This window comes from Nitrospirota bacterium (genome assembly GCA_016235245.1).
GTDB lineage: Bacteria > Nitrospirota > Thermodesulfovibrionia > Thermodesulfovibrionales > UBA6898 > UBA6898.
In genome coordinates, this window is sequence record JACRLO010000006.1 from 103,482 (window position 1) to 122,236 (window position 18,755).

Annotated in this window: 20 protein-coding genes; 2 read left to right on the plus strand and 18 right to left on the minus strand. The window is 49.4% G+C overall.

The features are described 5' to 3' along the window. Positions 1-43 precede the first annotated feature (43 nt). Together HZB31_03005 and HZB31_03010 are read left to right on the plus strand one after the other, a co-directional pair. The gene (locus tag HZB31_03005) at positions 44-721 is read left to right on the plus strand and encodes a response regulator transcription factor (protein MBI5846906.1); all 678 of its coding nucleotides are present in this window, start codon (positions 44-46) and stop codon (positions 719-721) included. Continuing rightward, positions 718-2,127, plus strand: coding sequence for a histidine kinase (locus HZB31_03010; protein ID MBI5846907.1), 1,410 nt, complete (start codon positions 718-720; stop codon positions 2,125-2,127). Before HZB31_03005 ends, HZB31_03010 begins: the two co-directional genes overlap by 4 nt. 16 nt (positions 2,128-2,143) lie before the next feature. Here HZB31_03010 and HZB31_03015 read toward each other — a convergent pair whose 3' ends face one another. The 18 genes from HZB31_03015 to HZB31_03100 all read right to left on the minus strand — a co-directional run bounded on the left by HZB31_03015 (position 2,144) and on the right by HZB31_03100 (position 18,746). After that, on the minus strand, positions 2,144-2,662 hold the full coding sequence (locus HZB31_03015) for an acyl-CoA thioesterase (GenBank protein MBI5846908.1): 519 nt from the start codon (positions 2,660-2,662) through the stop codon (positions 2,144-2,146). Further along, the gene (locus tag HZB31_03020) at positions 2,662-3,090 is read right to left on the minus strand and encodes a hypothetical protein (protein MBI5846909.1); all 429 of its coding nucleotides are present in this window, start codon (positions 3,088-3,090) and stop codon (positions 2,662-2,664) included. Before HZB31_03020 ends, HZB31_03015 begins: the two co-directional genes overlap by 1 nt. Positions 3,091-3,159: 69 nt before the next feature. Next, complete coding sequence (locus HZB31_03025; GenBank protein ID MBI5846910.1) at positions 3,160-3,237, minus strand: 4Fe-4S binding protein; 78 nt, start codon at positions 3,235-3,237, stop codon at positions 3,160-3,162. A gap of 67 nt (positions 3,238-3,304) precedes the next feature. Further along, a complete protein-coding gene (locus HZB31_03030) occupies positions 3,305-3,943 on the minus strand; it encodes a hypothetical protein (protein ID MBI5846911.1) in 639 nt (212 codons plus the stop codon). 144 nt (positions 3,944-4,087) lie between these two features. After that, positions 4,088-5,002, minus strand: a complete 915-nt coding sequence (locus HZB31_03035; GenBank protein ID MBI5846912.1) for a CopD family protein — start codon at positions 5,000-5,002, stop codon at positions 4,088-4,090. 64 nt (positions 5,003-5,066) lie between these two features. After that, positions 5,067-6,464 carry a DUF438 domain-containing protein gene (locus HZB31_03040; protein MBI5846913.1) on the minus strand — a complete coding sequence of 466 codons (1,398 nt, stop codon included), beginning with the start codon at positions 6,462-6,464 and terminating at the stop codon, positions 5,067-5,069. A 147-nt stretch (positions 6,465-6,611) separates the two neighbouring features. Then, positions 6,612-7,730, minus strand: coding sequence for a molybdopterin-binding protein (locus tag HZB31_03045; GenBank protein MBI5846914.1), 1,119 nt, complete (start codon positions 7,728-7,730; stop codon positions 6,612-6,614). Further along, positions 7,723-8,067 carry a winged helix-turn-helix domain-containing protein gene (locus tag HZB31_03050; protein ID MBI5846915.1) on the minus strand — a complete coding sequence of 115 codons (345 nt, stop codon included), beginning with the start codon at positions 8,065-8,067 and terminating at the stop codon, positions 7,723-7,725. Before HZB31_03050 ends, HZB31_03045 begins: the two co-directional genes overlap by 8 nt. A gap of 56 nt (positions 8,068-8,123) precedes the next feature. Continuing rightward, positions 8,124-8,477, minus strand: coding sequence for a hypothetical protein (locus tag HZB31_03055; GenBank protein ID MBI5846916.1), 354 nt, complete (start codon positions 8,475-8,477; stop codon positions 8,124-8,126). Beyond that, complete coding sequence (locus HZB31_03060; GenBank protein MBI5846917.1) at positions 8,443-9,024, minus strand: formylmethanofuran dehydrogenase; 582 nt, start codon at positions 9,022-9,024, stop codon at positions 8,443-8,445. Before HZB31_03060 ends, HZB31_03055 begins: the two co-directional genes overlap by 35 nt. After that, the gene (locus HZB31_03065; GenBank protein ID MBI5846918.1) at positions 9,024-10,082 is read right to left on the minus strand and encodes a 4Fe-4S binding protein; all 1,059 of its coding nucleotides are present in this window, start codon (positions 10,080-10,082) and stop codon (positions 9,024-9,026) included. The genes HZB31_03060 and HZB31_03065 overlap by 1 nt, the downstream gene beginning before the upstream one ends. After that, complete coding sequence (locus tag HZB31_03070; GenBank protein MBI5846919.1) at positions 10,064-10,660, minus strand: molecular chaperone TorD family protein; 597 nt, start codon at positions 10,658-10,660, stop codon at positions 10,064-10,066. Before HZB31_03070 ends, HZB31_03065 begins: the two co-directional genes overlap by 19 nt. Before the next feature lie 181 nt (positions 10,661-10,841). Beyond that, entirely contained in the window at positions 10,842-11,630 is a 789-nt protein-coding gene (locus HZB31_03075) for a 4Fe-4S dicluster domain-containing protein (GenBank protein MBI5846920.1), read from the minus strand. A gap of 18 nt (positions 11,631-11,648) precedes the next feature. Next, positions 11,649-14,228 (minus strand): molybdopterin-dependent oxidoreductase, encoded by a 2,580-nt coding sequence (locus HZB31_03080; protein ID MBI5846921.1) that lies wholly within the window; start codon positions 14,226-14,228, stop codon positions 11,649-11,651. Between the two features lie 39 nt (positions 14,229-14,267). Beyond that, positions 14,268-14,444, minus strand: a complete 177-nt coding sequence (locus HZB31_03085; GenBank protein ID MBI5846922.1) for a twin-arginine translocase TatA/TatE family subunit — start codon at positions 14,442-14,444, stop codon at positions 14,268-14,270. A gap of 326 nt (positions 14,445-14,770) precedes the next feature. Further along, positions 14,771-16,870, minus strand: a complete 2,100-nt coding sequence (locus HZB31_03090) for a hypothetical protein (protein MBI5846923.1) — start codon at positions 16,868-16,870, stop codon at positions 14,771-14,773. Between the two features lie 2 nt (positions 16,871-16,872). After that, positions 16,873-17,733, minus strand: a complete 861-nt coding sequence (gene phnD, locus HZB31_03095) for a phosphate/phosphite/phosphonate ABC transporter substrate-binding protein (GenBank protein ID MBI5846924.1) — start codon at positions 17,731-17,733, stop codon at positions 16,873-16,875. A gap of 47 nt (positions 17,734-17,780) precedes the next feature. Next, entirely contained in the window at positions 17,781-18,746 is a 966-nt protein-coding gene (locus HZB31_03100; protein MBI5846925.1) for a hypothetical protein, read from the minus strand. Between the last annotated feature and the right edge of the window lie 9 nt (positions 18,747-18,755).

An 18,755-nucleotide genomic window follows, 5' to 3' on the forward strand; every position in this document is an offset into this window, starting at 1 on the left:
GGTATAATATCTCCATTGCCAACGCCGGGGACAGGTAAGAATAATGAAGGTGCTCGTTATAGAAGATGACAAGAGGCTCGCCCTCCTTATCAAGAAGGGACTTGAAGAAAATTCCTTTTCCATTGATCTGGCCTTCGACGGTGAAGAGGGGCTCTATATGGCGGAGACGTTCCCCTATGATGCGCTCATCCTGGATGTGATGCTTCCGCTGAAGGACGGCTTTTCGGTTTTGGCAGATTTGAGGACTCGCGGCGTTACGCTGCCGGTAATCATGCTCACCGCACGCGCTGAAGTTCAGGACCGGGTAAAGGGTCTTAATACCGGCGCTGATGATTACCTGGCAAAACCCTTCGATTTTTTAGAACTGCTCGCCAGATTGAAGGCAGCCATCCGGAGAGGCAAGGGAAAACCGTCACCTCTGATCGAAATAGGCGATCTGGTCATCGACACCAACTCCAGGGCAGTCAGGAGGGGCGCCAGATATATCAGACTTTCCTCAACGGAATATAATCTGCTCGAATACCTCGCACTGAATTGCGGCCGCGTGATCAGCAGAACTGAACTGGTTGAACATATGTATGCTACCGATTCGGAACGTGACAGTAATGTAATTGACGTATACGTCAATTATGTGCGGAACAAGATCGACAAGGGCTTCCGCATGCAACTGATCCAGACCGTGAGGGGGGCAGGCTATATGATCAGGGCTGAGGCAGAATGACAAAACTATTCTATTCTATCAGGGCAAAACTGTTCATCTGGCTGGCAGCTCTGGTATTGACGTTGCTGGCAGGCCTCGGCTTTATGCTGCATCATGAAATAGAGAATATTCTTTTAGGATCTGCTGACCGTCTTCTTCACTCCAAGATTCAGATTATCAAGGGATTGATCCATGAAGAGCACGGAGGCATTGAACTTGAACTCTCGGAGGTCGTTTCAGGCGACTATTCAGTCCCCCGTTCCGGACATTACTACAAGGTCATTATGGACGGGCAGATCATTGCCTATTCCCCTTCGCTTGTCGACCAAGATTTCAATCTGGATGCTCCAAAAAACATCGAAGCGCAGAAGGGGAACCCCGAACTGGTTTATACGTCGCAAGGCCCTGATGGAGAACCGGTCCGCGTCGAAAGAAATGCCTTCATGCTCCTGGACCACCACTTTATTGTTTTTGCCGCAGAGAGCATCTCTGAAGACCTGGCAATACAGGGCACGTTCAGAACATTTCTCTTGCTGGCCCTGCCGCTATGCATTCTGCTCCTCTGTGGCGGAGGGCTTCTGATCATACGGGACTCATTGAAACCTCTCGCCACATTTTCATCAAAGATCGCAGGGGTCACCCATAAGACAATGACGGCGAGCATCAACACTACAACCGAAGCCCTTGAACTGAGATGTATGGCAGATTCATTCAACAAGATGCTTGCCCGGCTCCGGAAGGCCTTTGAAGCAGAACAGCGGCTTATTGCCGATGCTTCCCATGAACTGAAGACCCCGGTTGCGGTTATCCGCTCGCAATGTGACGTTACGCTTCAAAGAGAAAGAGGGCAGGATGAGTACCGGGAAGCCCTGCTCTCCATACGGGAAACTTCAAAAGGTATGATGCAGATAATAAATAATATGATCTCTCTGGCCCGTCTTGATTCCGGCCTTCTTGAACCACCTGAAATTACTGAGGTTTCCGTTACGACATGTCTCGAAACGGTCCTGCAGCTTATCGCCCCGATAGCGGCAGAGTGCGAGGTGACCATAGAGAAATCCTGCGAAGAAGGCCTGACCATACAGGGAGATGAGCCGCGCCTTACCGAAGCCTTTCTTGCTGTTATCGAAAATGCGGTCAAATACAGCAGACGCGGAGGGCATGTTTCGGTCGTTGCGAAAGAATCTGCCGGAAGAGTAATTATTATGGCACAGGATTATGGGAGTGGAATTGCCGCGGGACATCTGGAAAGAATCTTTGAGAGGTTTTATCGCGGAGATGCGGCAAAGGAAATTGAGGGCAGCGGGTTGGGGCTAAGTATTGCCAAGACTATCATAGAGGCACAGGGAGGGGAGATCAGGGTGAAGAGCAAGCCGGGCGAAGGCACTTTGGTCAGCATCATACTGCAGTGTCACACTTCGTTATAGAACATCGCTTCCCCTGTTAAGGCAATTGCCCGGGCAATTCACAGATGCCGTCTTTCTGGCATCGATCCTCTTTTGTCTTCTGCTCAAGCCTCATCTTCTTCCGCACAAGGGCTTCCTGATTCCTCCGCCTCTCATCATCATTTTCAAAAAGCAGCGGGGGCACTGCCCTGGGCCTGCTGTTTTCATCGAGGGCCACGAAAGTAAGATAGGCTGATGATGTATGTCTGACCTCGCCGGTGATAAAATTTTCAGCCTCCACCCGCACCCCGATCTCCATGGATGTCCTGCCAGCCATATTTATACTGGCCTTCAGGAAAAGCAGATCTCCCACAAAGACGGGGTGGTGAAAATCCAGTCTGTCAAGAGAGGCGGTGACCGTATTTGATCGGGCATGCCTGCTTGCCACAACCGCTGCTGCGGTGTCTATCAGTTTCATAATGACGCCTCCATGCACGTTACCGGCTGGATTCGCATCCTGCGGCAGCATGACCTGCGCCATGGTAACAGATGTTTCGCTGACTGTTTTACCGTTCATTACTGCTTCTTGCCCTTATTGGGGCCCGCAGGCTTTATCGTGAACCTGCCGAACGCTATGCCAAGGTCAACACCTTTGCCGGTCCCGGCAAGAGCAAGAGAGACCTCTCCCTTGGTAAGCACCTGCGCGCCTGCCGATTTCACAACTCCGGCATGGGCTTCCGCCTTTGCATATGCTCCGTAGAGTTCTGAAATGCTGGAAACGCCGGAGAACGTACCAGTACCTTTCAGCCTGGATTTTCCTACCGTCAGTCCGCCGCCCTTCGTGTCAATCGCCACCTTTGCTGACTGTCCATTGTCACAGGTGATGGTCGCTGTTCCTGTGGCCGTCTCATAAATGGCGGACCATCCGCGCAGATTGAATTGCATCTTGCATTTCGTCTCCGCAGCCTCGGCCAACGGAATGCCGGGGGACAGTCCGTATGCCATAAATATCCCGAGGATCGTAACCGTTGCAAGAATATTTCTGTTTGTCATTGTTCCTCCTTTTTTCATGTCCTATCGTTCTGCAGGACAGATCTCCGGGCATGACCCGCAGCTGATGCATGTTTCATAATCAACAACAGGTCCCTTCATAACATATCCCTTCTCTCATAGTCAGTATATCACTGCAGCACGAAAAAGCAATTCGTTCGCAGCATTATCAATGCTGATGCGCAGGGGCAGCCGGTGCTGCAATCCCTTCGGTTTTGCCGTGACTGTGGCCCATCGGCCCCAGGGCATCCATATGCAGCCTCTCGACATAGTGGGTGAACTCCACATATGCAGCAACAAATTTTCTGCCATATTCAACGCCATGCTCTGCATGTTTTTTCGTCTCTGCTGCATGTGCAAAGCGCTCGCGGATACCTTTTTCTGCAGCATCGGCAACCAGCTTCACAAGCTTGTCAGCAGACCCTGCCTCTAATGCCTTGTCAGCAGCTGCTACCGATGGCTCAACTGCCTCACCAGGCTTCAGGCCTGTGTACGGCGCTCCTTCACCGGCCCGGTGTATGCGGACAAGGGTCTCAAAGAAGTACATGTCAGCAAGCTCTTTCGCCTCCTTGGACTGCTTCCTCACTGCAAGGGTCTTATCGAACTGGGCCCTGATCTCTGTTTCATCTCCCTTCCTGACCCACTTGAGCACTGGCGTTATATCACCCTTTTCAAGTGCAGCTTTTGCTGTCAGTACTACCGGTCCGTCAAGCGTATCGCAGTGTGCTCCTGCAATACCCGGTATCATATACATACCCACAACAACTGCCAACCCAAAAATGATCCTGAAAATATTCTGCGTTATCATCTGCTTCTCCTTGTTATTTCACTGAATTTACATCATGCATTACCATAACAACGTAAGGGATTTATTGTTATGATCTAAGTCATGCAGCAGCGGCTGAGCCTCCATGCCATGTCACACGGCTTCCCCGCACTCGGGCAAACCTTCTTACCACCAGCGCCAAAGAGAAATGATGAACACGATTGAGAAGATAAGGACAAGATTCATATAGGCAAAGAAATAGAATAGTATTATGTGCGGTGGTCTTTTTACTTCCTTTTCTCTAAGCAGTTTCCCTATCGCAGGCATTTTGAGCACCTTTTCTTCTCCGTGAGGCGCTGTTTTCAAGATATTCGTAAGATCATTACCCGCAGGATGCTTTTTAAAATGGCTGCCTTCACGCCAAAGTTTACTGCTGGTAACATCATAAATAATGTCGTTATATGCTATATATACAGGACGCCCATCCTTTCCGTCATACTGGGCTAATTCATCGGACGTCATATCTCCTGTACGGTGGACAATGCCCTGTTCTCTTTTTTTCCTCAGTTTTGGACCTACAACAAAGGTAACAAAGACAGCCGTCGATACCATTATGAGAAAGAGGACAATCTTAATGGTCAACAGAATACCAAACCTCGTATGGAAGAGCATATGCCAGGTCGGCACCCGTGAAACGGAGAGGAGTGTGCCCGTTACTGCCATAATTATGATAGACCCCCATCCGAGCATCAGTTCCCCCCGCGGAAGCCCACCTGCAGCATAGGCCGGCTTAAGGACTATATGAACATAGAGAATGGTCCCGAACCAGATAATGGCCGTTATGGTATGGAGATAGCCAATGATGAACCGGATAACTCTCTGGAGTGAGTTAAGGGTTTTGTACTGGCCCTTGATCCTGAGACTGTCCTTAAAGGTTTCACCCTCGTTGGTAAGTTTTCCGCCGCCGCCTGGATCAAGATGGCAGTCGTTGCATATTTTGCCGGTCTGTCCTGCGTACTCCGTTGTACTGAGTCCGCTTGTGGGGAAAAGCAGGAGACATGACACAAAAAGAACTGCCAATGAACCTAACTTACTATTCATAAGTCTCGATCTCTCCTTCCCGCCATGTATAAGCGGATATCTCAGATCGCTACAATAGATGACCTCATTCCCAGGAGAGGAGCCGTCTCTCACCAGTCAGCGCACGTATCTCTGTCACGTCCTGGCTCACTTCAAGACAGCCTCGATACTGTCCTTTTGCATCGCGCACGGCAAAATACCTGATCAGAATAAACCTGCCGCGCATCTGGATCCAGAAGTCAGCGCTGTCCTTTTCGCCATTCCTGAAGGCTTCGAGAATCTTTTTGACACTATCGACGCTCTTGGGCGGGTGACAGTTCTGGACCTTCCTGCCGATGATCCCCGGGCTCCTCGGAAAGATACGGTCCCGCGTTGCAGAGTAATAGACCACCTCGTCGTTTTCGTTCACAAATGAGACATCAACCGGAAGATGGGTGAGTATAAGATTCACCTGCTCAGGCGTTATCTGCCCTGTATCAAGATTTATACTGCCGACCTTTTCTTCTGCCAGGGCCTGCCCGGAAAGTCCGGACGGCATCCACTCATCCACGCTGTCAAGCCAGGCATAGCCGATCTCCTCTTCGCCCTTTTTGACTTTGAACCAGTCTTCTTCGCTCAGTGTTTCGAGCGCCATGGGGTAGAGGATATGCTCTTCCTTGTAGATCATGTCATTGATCATGGTGATGAGTGTCTTGATCTCGAGATCTTTTAAGGTCCCCGCAGCCACTGCTGCCTTTACATGCCTGAGCATGTCACGTATGTCGTCATGCAGCGCCCACATGACCTTCGATGGCCCTGTGATGCCCTTTATCTCGAGGATCGGAAAGAGTTGATTCTCCTTCCTTGCATAATGTTTTTCGATTGAAGAAATCTTCTCGATAAAACCCGGCAGCCCCACGTTATCTTTGAGCTCTTCCATCTCCTGCATGATCGACTCAGCATGCCGGTTTTCGAGCATCAGGGTATGAACAGGATGGCCTACGGGAAGACCCGGCATGGTCTTTTTTTCGAGTGACTCCTTAAATACCTCGACATGAACGCTGCAGAGCTGTTTCACCTCCTGCTCAGGCATGCCTTCGCTGATCAGCTTCTGCTCCATCTGCGCTATCTCATAAGGAGAGACATCTTTTATCAAATCGAGGAACCGCTTCTTCAGAATGCCTACATCAACTCCCTTATGTATATCCCTTATTATCTCCTTCAGGATCTCTTCCCGATTTTCGGATGTTGTTTCACCGCTCTTTATGAATACGGCTTCTCCGGTCTTCTTTTTGACCACCTCTGCAATGCCCTTCATGAGCTCATCGGGATTAACGCCTCCAATAAGAGCGACTTGGCTGAGTGTTGCCATTCGTCCGAGGGTATTACGCATAAATGGATTGTCGAGAGCTTTGAAATTTGTGTTAAGACTGATGAGATAGTCTTTAATAAAAGGATATTGTGCAAGCAGCGCCGAAATCTTTGTCCCTGAATTCAATTCCATAAAATCCCTCCGATAATACTGTAGTCTGCTTCGGGTCAGTCTTTTAACAGTCTATCATAATTATCTTCAGGTCTTATGGAGCGTTAATTAAATATCCTCTTCCACTGAAGAAAGAGGGAGCATGTGTCGATCAGGCAAAAACTCTATTTATCCTTTACCAAACGGGCAGACAGGGTAATGGCAGACCTCGCAGTTCATGCAGAGGCCGCCGTGGCCTAATTCTGCAAGTTCTTTCCTCCCGATCTGCTCGCCAGCGAGTACCCGGGGAAGCACAAGATCGAAAATAGTCGTCTTATGATACATGCCGCAGGCAGGGATTCCCAGGAGAGGGATGGGGAGCTGGGGATTGGGGACTGCTTTACTGATCCCTGATCCCTGATCCCTAACCCCTGCCTCTATGGTTGCCACGAGAAACATTGCCCCGGGCAGTACTGCAGAGCCATATGTGATATCTGAGGCGCCGAGGTTCCGTATGGCAAAGCGCGTGACATCATCCGGGTCAACTGACATCCCGCCCGTGGTGATCAGCAGATCGCAGCCGGCAGCAATCAGCTCCCTGAGCCTCGCCTCTATATACGATTCATCATCAGGCGCAAAGTACATGCCTCTGACCTCGCCGCCGTATTCCTCTATCTTTTTCTTTATGACAGGCCCAAAGGCATCCTGAATCCTGCCGTAATAGACTTCATTGCCGGTTATAACAACACCCGCCTTAGGCTTTCTGATCTCTTTTACTTCAATGGTCTTATGCCCGGTCTTGGCAAAAGCAACGGCGCTTTCAATCACCCTTTTCTTGACCACCAACGGGATTGCCCTTGTGCCTGCGATGATCCGGCCCTCTTGTACCACAGTGTTATTATGAAGCGTAGCGCACATGATATCACCCGACATGTTAAACTGCCGCAGCGATTCCGTGTCGATCTTCAGAAGCCCTGACCTGCCGGCAATGATATTGATCTTTCCTTCTTTAGGCTCCCCCTGGATCTTTACACCGTCTCCCATAAGTGCATCAGCCAATGCGCGGGCTGCCTCGTCTTCATGCATCTCGTCAGCTTTGACATCCAAAACAAAGAGGTGCTCCTTGCCGAGCTTCTGCAGATGACTGACATCCTCCGGTTTAATGACATGGCCTTTTCTAAAGGCACACCCCTTGAACTGGCCAGGGGTTATCTCAGTGATGTCGTGGGCAAGGATCGTGCCGACAGCATCTTCTACCGATATAGTTTTTGCATTTGATTTTGGATTAGTTTCATGGATTTCACACATGGCTGCCCCCTTTAAAAAACATTTTGAATCGCTTGTCTACAAACTCATTTATCCCTGCTTCCATTGACCGGTATTTTTTCAGAAAATCTCTTGCAGCAGGAGTCAGCACTGCGCCTCCACCATTTTTGCCGCCTGTCTGCCGCTCAATAAGTTTGAAGCCAAGCCGCTCTTCCATTGCCTTTATGTAACCCCAGGCCTTTCGGTAAGAGATGTTGATCTCTTTTGCCGCCTGGTTAATTGATCCATATTTCCCTATAGCCTCAAGCAGAAACCATCTGCCCCGGCCAAAGACCGGCTTGCCATCCGCCTCTATCCAAAGCTTTGACTTAATCTCCATGTCTCATTCCTCATCCGTTATGGAATAATTGCATAACGCTTCACAATAAAAAAGTGTCATCGCACACCCACCCGCTCAGACGCTGCCGCTTCTTCGGAAACGATCCGGGTCGTGACAATAAGACTCTGGAGCCAGAAAACACCCTTCAACGGCGAAATCATTCCCTTTATGGTGCTCTCTACAAGCAACCGGGCGAAGTCCTTCAGCAATGGCAGTTCGCCTTTTTCAGAATAGATGAAAAACCCGCTCTTGTCTATATGGACCGTCACGTCTCCACAGGAGTGACCGAGGGACTTAACAATGCCCAAAATAACATTCCCGATGTAATTCTGGGTAAATTCATTCATCGGAATGATCGCGTCATTAACGACTACGTTAGTCTTCAGTCGTGTAATAGCCGACTTCGGCACAAGATCTGCACAGCATGCTTCCATTTCTGTGTACCTCCCTCCTATCCTGGACATACTCCTGGCATTGTCCGCATTGAACCCGACTTAAGGGTCTTCCGGGCATATCTTCCGGATTAACCTTTACATACACTTCCTGCACGGTAAAGAGGTCCGCATCAGACATTATCTTGTATGCCTCGATCTGGGCGTCATATTTGTTTTCGATATGGTTGAAATATTCTTTTGCCTTCAGCCGTGAATCCTCCCTTGCACTGACTCTGACTGCCCTGCCGGTTTTCAGATTGAAAAATGTTGCAGCCATCTTGCCGTAATCCATGAATTTCATTGTCCTGTGTCCGAGACTGCAGCCGGTCACAGACTGGATTGCATCCGTAGCGCAGCGGTCCATCTCCACAAATACAATAATGCTCTTTCTGTCTTTGCCCTTCGGCTCTTCAATGCCCGCCTCTTTCAGCCCCAGCATTGACATCTTCACCCCAAGCACCTGGCCGGGACAAAGATGTCCGTGGATACGAACGGATTCCTCCAGCAGTTTTTCAAAAGTCATTAGTCCCGCCTATTGCTGCAACATACCAAATCAACAGCCTCCTCCAGACTTGCATCCTCTAATTCATTATTGCAGATTTCATATTCAAAATAATGATTTCCCGTATAACCTTGCTGAAGCAGCAGGGATTTGCTGAAGCAGAAATCCCTGCATAAGGCACAGCCGCTACAGAGTGAAGCATTAAAGTAAAGTCCCTTCCTGGGTTCATAAACCCCATTTTTCAGAGCCCCGGTCGGACAGATCCCGACGCAGGAATAACAACTGTCGCAGGAGGCATCGGTAGTTATGGTAAAGGCATATTCTTTCAAAATTCCCGAGGTAATATCATGATCCGTAATTTTCCTCAATGAGGTATTCAGGAGCATCCTCTTTAGAGGCAGCTTTTTCTTCGAATAGGACAGGGTATCCTCGTCATCGGCGTCGATTAACTTTGCCGCTCCGAGAAAAGCCATGTTCTTGACAGCGTAAAAAAAACTCCTGCGGTCCAAGGATACGGCCTCAAACCGCAGTTCAGCCATGCTTTCGATAAAGACCGTCTTTTCTAAAATGTCGATGCCGGTCGTCTCACGTATGGCGGCAACCCTCTCCTTAAGCGTATCCATGACAAAAGCATTATTGCATGTCTTGCACAACGAGAGATCTAACTGGAGAGGTCTGTCCATAACGGTATAGAGCGCAATAAGATGCTCCTCAGAGAGGGCGCCAAGGCAGGATATCTTTTCATGCGCCTTTGAACCCGCAGATTTCTTGCATCCGATCACCGGACTGGAAATTGAATTCTGCAGTTTTCTTAGTCGTGCAAGTATGTTGAGAAAATCAGAGTCCTTCATCCCAAGGCAATCTGCAGGGCATTCAGAGACGCAGACCATGCAATGGGTGCATTTGTCCGCATCGATCACGATTTCATCGTCAATAGTTATAGCTCCGGCATGACAGTTGGATATGCATACAGGACAGCCATTTTTGTCAAAGCGCATGCGCATGCAGCGTGACCGGTCTACCGCAATCGGAAGATCAACGCTGCCAAAGGCGCTGTCTATCAGTTTTTCGCTGAGCACAGACCAGCCTTGATTTCAACCTTGCCACGTTCATCAGAAGCCGGCGAACTGCCTCCATTGCTCTTTATGAAGAGAGAAAGACAGTCAGCAAGCGCCTCAAAATAGGTATTATCTGTTCCGGCCTTTATCCTTTCACAAAAGACCGGCACCCATGTCCCCATGAAACGATCAAGAAATTCTTCCTGCGCTCTGACAAAATGTAACGCCTTGTCAGTCGCGCCTTTTTTCAGGGCTTCCGTTTGCTGGAAGGATAAATAATACATAAACTCAAGTTCAACGGCTATATGGTCCGGTAACTCGGAAAAATCAGCGTCCATATCAAGTCCCATCTGACGGTAGAAGTCATTAACCCGCGAAGTGGAATCAGCCATTATTGTCCTGCCCTCATCCAGATAGATCGAACCGTAAGGGGCAGCATTCAGTTCATAGGGCCCGATAAAAAGCCTTGCATATTCGACAAGAAGTTCTTCATTATTATACGTAATGATTTCCCTGCCCATCTTATCCGAAAACACTGCCGCGTCAGGGCACACCCGCTTCAAAAGCAGAGAAAGGTTTTCAAAAAGCCCCTCCTGCATCAGAGTCTCCTTCTGGGGCTCGTAGAAACATGCGGCAAGCAACCTGTAGCATTCGCATCTAGCCTGCTCATCCTGAATATGTTGCTGGGGGATAATCACATTCACCTCTGATCAGATTATTTTGGAACCATACGGATGAGACCGACTTTTGGTCCCATCCGTATCTGACATAACGATTCACTTACTTTCTGGCCGAAAAGCTCCTGATGTAGTAGACATTCGGATGAGTACCCTTCTCACCGGCCTTTAAGAGTTCGCCTTTATTGTTTTTAAGCTGCACGGCCTTGTGGGCCTTCAGCGCCTTGCTTGGCTCGCTGTTGGGATCAGAGAGGTCTCCGAATATGCGGGCACTCGCCGGACATGAAACAACGCAGTAAGGCAGTTCGCCCTTCTTCACCCTGTGCTCGCAGAAGATGCACTTCTCGGTGATGCCGCTTTTTCTCACATCCTCATACTCGGGATGCTTGTAGAGGGTCCGGTGCGGCGGCATATCTCCCGCAGCCTTGGATACCTCAGCGCCCGAAGAGGTGCAGCCAGGGATAAGCTCCCTGGTATCCTTATAAAACGGATGAACTGTGCCACCATGGACGTTGAAGCTCAGAACACTGTATACAGCCTTATCCTTTACCGCATCAGGAGAGCTATATGGGCATGCTCTCTGGCAGTTCTGGCAGCCGATGCACCGCTCATCACTGTGCATGGTAATGCCGTCAGGCGTCTTGAACATCGCCTTGGGCTTTACCGGGCAAGCCTTTACGCACGGGGCATCGGTGCAGTGATTGCAGAGAGTAGGCATTGCAGCAAATTTTGCGTCAGGGAACGTACCCTCTTCCTTCATGATGAAGTCGGCCCAGTTGAAGGTCTGTCCATCTGCCCTGTCCTGGGTATTATTTTCGGTCTTGCAGGCGAGGGCGCATGCGCCGCAGCCAACACATTTCTGCAGATCTATAACCATTCCATATTTAGGCATTTATCGTCTCCTCCTTTCTTATATCTTTTCAATCTTTACGCCGGTGAACCCGCCGTTGCGCGCAGTGGCGCCGCTCAAACGGTCGTAGTCATCGACGAGCAGTTCATTATTGTTTCCGCCGCGCGGCTGCGCCTTGGCATAATCCTTGGCAGCTACGCGTCCATAGGCCCAGTGGCCCTGACCGTAACACTTTGCGACCGTACCCGGCCGCACCCCTTCCCACAGCAATGCCTTCGTAGCGATAGAGCCGTTTGTGGAAGTTAGGCGGATAGCATCACCATTCTTGATCCCGAGCTTCCTGGCATCGATCGGATTGATCTTGGCTACATCGTCCCAGCTGACGTCTCCCACGTCAACCTTTTTGAACTCATGATACCAAGTCGTGTTCTGACTTCTGCCCTCCCGGTTGAGCCTCGATTTGTAGTCGATAAAGGTAAACGGATATTCCTTGTCGCTGCCATGACGCTTGGGCGACTCGTAGTGCGGCACAAAGGCCAATTCTCCCTGGGCCTCGTAACCGCTGACCTTGAGGATGTCATCGATGGTAGTGTTATGCTTCTTGGCATGCTCGCCAAGGGCCTTTTTCATGGTCTCACTGTAGAACTCGAACTTCTTGGTCTCGGTCTTGAACTTGCCTTCGAACTTCTTGGTCTCGGCATTATCCTTGCCCCAGTTCTTCTTGTATTTATAGGTCTCTGAGTTGTATATACCCTTCTTCTTGAAATCCTCCCAGCCGGCAATCTGGTCACCCTTCATCTTCTCTTTGCCGTCCCAGACCTTCTGGCTGGATATTTTTGCGGCAATTTCAGCGAACTCGGAGGCATTGGCCGGTTTCTTCTTGGTTTCCGGGTCTTCAAACGATGCATAGTAGTCATGCAGGTTGGAAAAACCCTTGGACTTCAGTTTCTCTGCCAATAACCACATCACCTCAATCTCCTCGGCTTTGGCCTGCCAGAGCGGCTTGATCACCGGCTGCTGGATTGAAATATGGCCGTGCAGATTGGCCATGTTCCCGACGATGGAGAGTTTCTCTGCAGGGGCAAAGGTGGCCGGAAGGACAATGTCTGCATACTGGGACATCTCCGAGGCATTGGTAACCATGTGTACGAAAAACGGCATTTTTGCCATGACCTTTTCCCAGCGCTGAGCACCGGTAGCTGAAAAAACAAAGTTGCTCCATGTGCTAAGAAATACCTTGATAGCACCCGGATCTTTTAACAGGGCATTGGCCACGTTATTGGTGACCACACCGCTGCCCGGTTTTGCGCTCATCATCGCAGGCATGTCTTTGGCTCCCCGGCCATCTATCTTCTTGCCGTGGCCATGATGCTCAGCCAGTTCGTCGATAAATTGCTTCTTGATTTCGGGGAATTTTTCGACCGGTGCGCTGGAACTCTGCATAACGCCCCCCTCCGTCTCGATAGAGCCGAGAATACCGTTCAGGGCATAAACTGCCATGGCAGCGTAAGTTCCGCGTGGGGTCATGGCCACACCAGGACCCATCCATACGGATGTCCGGGTTCCGGCCTTGCCCATGGCACGGGCTACACGAATGATCTGCTCTTGCGGAATCAGGGTGATTTTGGCTGCCCAAGCCGGCGTCTTGTCCTTCAGTTCAATATTCCACCACTTCACCACGCCACTGGTCTGCTTCTCAACAAAAGCAGCCTCGTCAACAGTTGCACCGGTCTTGAAGAGATTCTTTCCATCTTTGAAATCGCCGACGAACTCTTTGCTCCACATACCTTCGGTCATTATTACATGAGCTATGGCGGCAGCAAGGGCGCCATCCTCGCCCGGCTTTACAGGAAGCCATTCATTGGCCTTGGCTGCCGATGCGGAGAGGCGTGGATCAACAGTGATAACAGTGCCTCTGTCGAAAATATCGCCAAACTTGCTAATGGTATTGGGAACCTGGCGGTTCGAACTGAGAGGATCTGTTCCCCAGAGAACCAGACAGGTGGTCTTGGCCAGGTCATAGTCCCGGTACCCGAAGAAACCCTGCGTGTAGCCAGGTCCCATCTTCTCTGCTTCGGCGCAAATAGCACTGTGGGAGAAGTAGTTAGGAGTACCGAAGATCTTGGGCAGTGTACCATAGAGCAGATCCGTAGAGGTAGATGAGTAGCGGCCGCGCATATACATCAACTTTTCTGGTTCATTGGCCTTGCGCAGTTCCATCATCTTATCGGCAACAGTGTCAAGGGCCTCGTCCCAGGTGATCGGCACGAACTTGGGATCTATTCCTCGTCCCTTTTCGGGGTTGGTACGCTTCATGGGGACCTTGACCCGGTCAGGATCGTATACCTGCTGGAGCATCAGGTGACCACGCGGGCAGCAGTAACCGTTGTTTGCCTTACTGAGCTGGTTGCCGCGCACCTTGACAACCCGGCCCTTCTGCACAAAAAACTCCACAGGACACCAGGCAGTGCATCCCTGACAGGTAGAAGGCATCCACACGCCCGGATCCGTCCCACCGATTGTCTTCGTTTTCACCGCCGCTTTGTCCGCTGCAAAAGCATTGAGGGACGGACCACTTAATGCCAAAGCTGCGCCGGTTACAGCACTTGCTTTCAGAAAATCTCTTCTCTTAATCTTCATTCTTCAACCTCCTTGGATTAATTTCAAAACAAGACATTCTTACTTCAGCTCTTTATTATCGTTTAACTCAGCCTCCCCCTTGCCTGCAACAGACGACCTGAAATTGCTGATCGCTCCACCGATACTTTTACCGAGCTGGGGGAGCTTTGAAGGACCGAGAAACAATACAGCGATAGCAAGCACAATCCCCATCTCCGGCAGACCTAATCCAAACATGTTTCACCTCATTTTTGTAAAATTATATAACCGATTAAGGCAGCTTGCATTTCCGTTATTATGCTCAATACGTCAATGCAACTAACTTGCCACTTATAACTCAGCGTAATTATTGAATATTTCATAAACACATGTTACTTAAATGAAACACCATATGGATACCAGGCCATAACTATCTGATTTTATTAATTATTGTATTGTTTGTTTCTGGACCCATACGTTACGATAACGTAACGCACGTTATATGGGGAGTGGCGCACCGTATCGTCTTCCTTGTCAGAGGGCTTCTTTGGAAAAGCCGAATGCAGCGCTTTCATGAAAGATCTTCAGATCCTGAATCTGCGCAGTGAATGCAGCAGATTTTCGGCCTCTTTTGAGAGAATCACGATCTGACGATCCATTTCACCGGAAGATCCGATTAGTTCATCAGTCGTTTTCTGTATTTTTTCGACAGCATCAACAATTATAGTGCTGCGCAACCGCTGGCTGTTTGTTGCTTCAACGATCTGGACCGTTTGAAGGTTGACATGTTCCATGGCATCGGTTATCTGTTTACTTCCCCTTGACTGTTCCTCCGTGGCCATCTGAATTGCATGAGAACCCTCTTTCATCTTTTCCGTCGCATCCATAATCAAACGGCTGCCCTTGCTCTGCTCTTCGGTAGCGTACGCGATATGTGTTATCTGCTCCATAATTTCATTGGTAGCCTCGGTTATCTGGCTGATGGCCAGCGTTTCCTCCGCCGCAGCCTTACGAATCATTCTGGCCATTTCCGTGGAGGAATGCGAACTGGTTATTATGCTATTGAGACTGTTTTTTACGTCGTTAAAAAGTGTTATTCCCTTTTCGACCGCACGAAGACTCCTTGCCGTCATTTCAACACTTGATCTGGTCTCCGCCTGCACTGAATTGATAAGCTTTGATATTTCGGTCGTTGAAAAAGCGGTCCTCTCTGCAAGTTCTCTTATCGCGTCAGCAACCACGGCAAAACCCTTGCCATGAGTTCCTGCCTTGGAGGCAAGAATTGCCGCATTAAGCCCCAGAAGTGTGGTCTGGTCTGCCACATCGTCTATCACCGTAAGGACCTTTCCGATCGCCTCAGACCTCTCGCGCAAGCGTCCGATTACTTCTGATATGGCGCTCACCGTTTCCCTGATTTCAGTCATACCGTCAAGGGCGGCATTTATCGCAGTCAGTCCAGACCCGGATGCTTCCTGATCAACTTTCTCAGCAAGCTCCACCGATATATTTGCATTATGGTCGACCTCTTTGACCGCTATGTTTATTTCTGAGAGTGCGGACGAGGTCTCAGAAGAGGACGCCGACAGATTATTCAGATTTTCCGTAATCGTCCTGATTGATGCAATCATCTCCTCTACCGAAGATGCTGTTTCCTGCGATTCCTCATACGCTACGGTGGCATTTTCAGCGACTTGATGGATCGAGATGTTCATTTGCATGATGGCCGATGTAGTTTCCGCTGAGACCGCAGAAAGGCTTTCAGCGGTTGCCGCAAGATCAGCGGTCGAACTATTCATGTCCGCGACAGCAGCAGCGGTGGAGACAATCGCCTCTCTCTGGACGTCGGCCTTGCCCAGAACTTTTTGAGAGGAAGCAGCAATGGCTGAGGTGACCGTTGAGACTGTTCCGGTAATACGTATCACCTTGGATATCATATCCTTAAAATTCAAGCCTATCGTGCTGATCGCCCGGCTTAATGCCATGATTTCGGTGCTTCCCCGAATATCGACCGTCTCTGTTAAGTCGCCGGTAGCAATTTTCTCCGCAAAGCCAATAATCCTCCGTATTGGTCTGACCGCTGCATAACTGAACATGAAAAAAATGGAAACCGACAGACACAAAAGCATCCCGATGCCAAAAAAGATGTTGTATAGCACCACAAGAGAAAACCTTTTTTGGACATTGACCTTTGTCATGCCGAGAACGAGACTCCCCAGCACGGTGCTGCCATCGCTCACAGGGGTCCTGATATGCATGATATCCTTATTTGTTTTAAGAATGCCGAGGACTTGCGAAGGGTCTTCCTCCTGTTTGATTATGCCTTTGACAATCTCGTCTTCAAAATCTACGCTGCCCATAAGACTGGTGATCGGCTTGTCATTGGCATCAAGAAAGAAGGCAAAAACCACCTCTTTTTCCTTTATCGCTTCACCCGAGATATTGTCAAGCTTCAGCACATCCTTATAGAGATACGGGTCCGTAGCAAGCTGTGAAACGAAAAAAGAGACGGTCTTGCCCCTGTCCTGGAGTTCCCGCATCATGTTCTCTCTCTCCCAATAAAGGAAGACTCCGTTGCCGGTTACCACGACAACGGCCAGCACCACGCATGACAGGATAACGAACTGGGTGGCGAGACTGACGCCGGCGCCGAAACCAGATTTTCTGACGTCCCTGTCCTGAGGCACAGTTACTTCTGCGCTCTGGAGAGAAATTTTTCCATCTCCCTGACCGAATTATAATCGGAGTCTTTCGGCACAATAAACTTGTCCACCATTATTCCGGCAAGGATGGCCTTACCTTTGGGGTCATTATGCATATTCAGGAAAGCGTTTTTCAGTGCTTCTCTGAGCTTTGATTCCAGGCCCCTATTCACAACAACAGGAGGAATACCGTAGGGAGGCGACTTTTCAATAATCTTTGTCAGCTGCGTGTAGGTCGGATTTTTCTTCACTGCGTAATCATAGATCAGACTGTCGATACTGGCTCCGTCCGCAAGTTTCTTCGCTACCATCTCGACGGATTTATCGTGGGACTTTGAATAGATAATGCTCGAGAAGAACGTTTCAGGGGTTTCGTTGAATTTTTTTGCAACCATGTAGGTCGGAACGAGTTTTCCCGTGTTTGATTTAGGGTCAGTGAAGGCGAATTTCTTTCCTTTCAGCCCGTCGAGCGACTTGATCGGGCTGTCTTTATGGGCAATGATGTATGCATGGTAGAAGGGTTTGCCGTAGGACTGGGGAGCGACCAGAAGTTCAGCACCGAACTTTTCGTGATTGTTAACATATGGACCTGCGCAAAGAAAGGCGACATTCACTTCCCTTTTTTCGAGCAGATTGTCCATTTCAGCATAATTTTCCTTCTGGACGATTTCGACCTTCTTGCCGATCTTTTGCCCGACGTACATGACCATATCAGTGTAATATTTGGCCGTCTCCCTGGGAGATATCATCGCCGCTACACCGATCCTGATTACGTCTTCCGCATAAGCCGAAACGGAAAGCGTCAAGACTGCCGTAAAGATCAGAACTGCCATAACCCTCTGTTTCATTGCATTTCTCCTTCATAAATTGGATAAGGGCGCACTACAGGCATAATTCAGTCAAGCTCCCTTACTACTGCCCGGGCCTTCCGTAGAAACTCAGGGTAATGTTTCTGAGCGCAAACGGGGCAGTAGCCGTGGGTAAATTTGGCATTTGAGTGTTGCGTAATATATTGCTCAATGTGATTCCATTGCCCTTTGTCATCACGAACTTTACTGCAGAATGAGCAGATCGGGAGGATACCTTGCAGTTTCTTTTCATTTGTATGAGCGTCTTGCAATTCCAGGATCAGCCTTTGCTGCCGTTCGTTCATCTCCCAGTCTAATATCCTCAGAATTCCTGCCAGAGCCCATGCGATTATAAGAGCACAGACCATGCGGAACATATGGACAGGTACACCCACGGCATTGAGAAACGAATTTGTGTTAATGCGGTCGGCAGGGAAGAAATCACCCTCTGTCCTGATAATTCCACAGAAAACAGCCCATACAAAGAACGTGACTCCGGCGAGAAGAAAGTAGGGTTTTATATGCATACCTTCAAGGCGAACCTTCTGGGAGCGGTAATATTGCAGCAGGCCGACTCCGGCCATAAGACCGGCAGGAAACCGGAGAAAGTATCCCGTAAGAACCTGGAGCATTTCCCAGGGACGCGAGGAAAGGAGACTGCCGATAACGATCGAGGCCACGATGGCAGGCAGCAGCAATCCCGGGAGCATTATCCCGGCGAGCACCAGAAGTCTTCTGCCGAATTCGAAGAGAAAAAGATAGGATACAAAGGTCAATATTGCCTGGGGAATATGGAGGGGATATCCCCATGAAGTAACCCACATGTCGATAAAATCGGCAGGAGCATGGGTGAATGCATAGGCAACGAGGAGCCAGAGGATACCCGAAAAGGCAAATTCACTTCCCTTCTTGGGATGCGCAAGGATCAAAATTCCCATAACGACAAATGAAAGGCCGTAAAGGAAATAAACAATTTCAATATTATTCTGAAAAAAAAGATAGATGCTTTCCATGATTCTCCT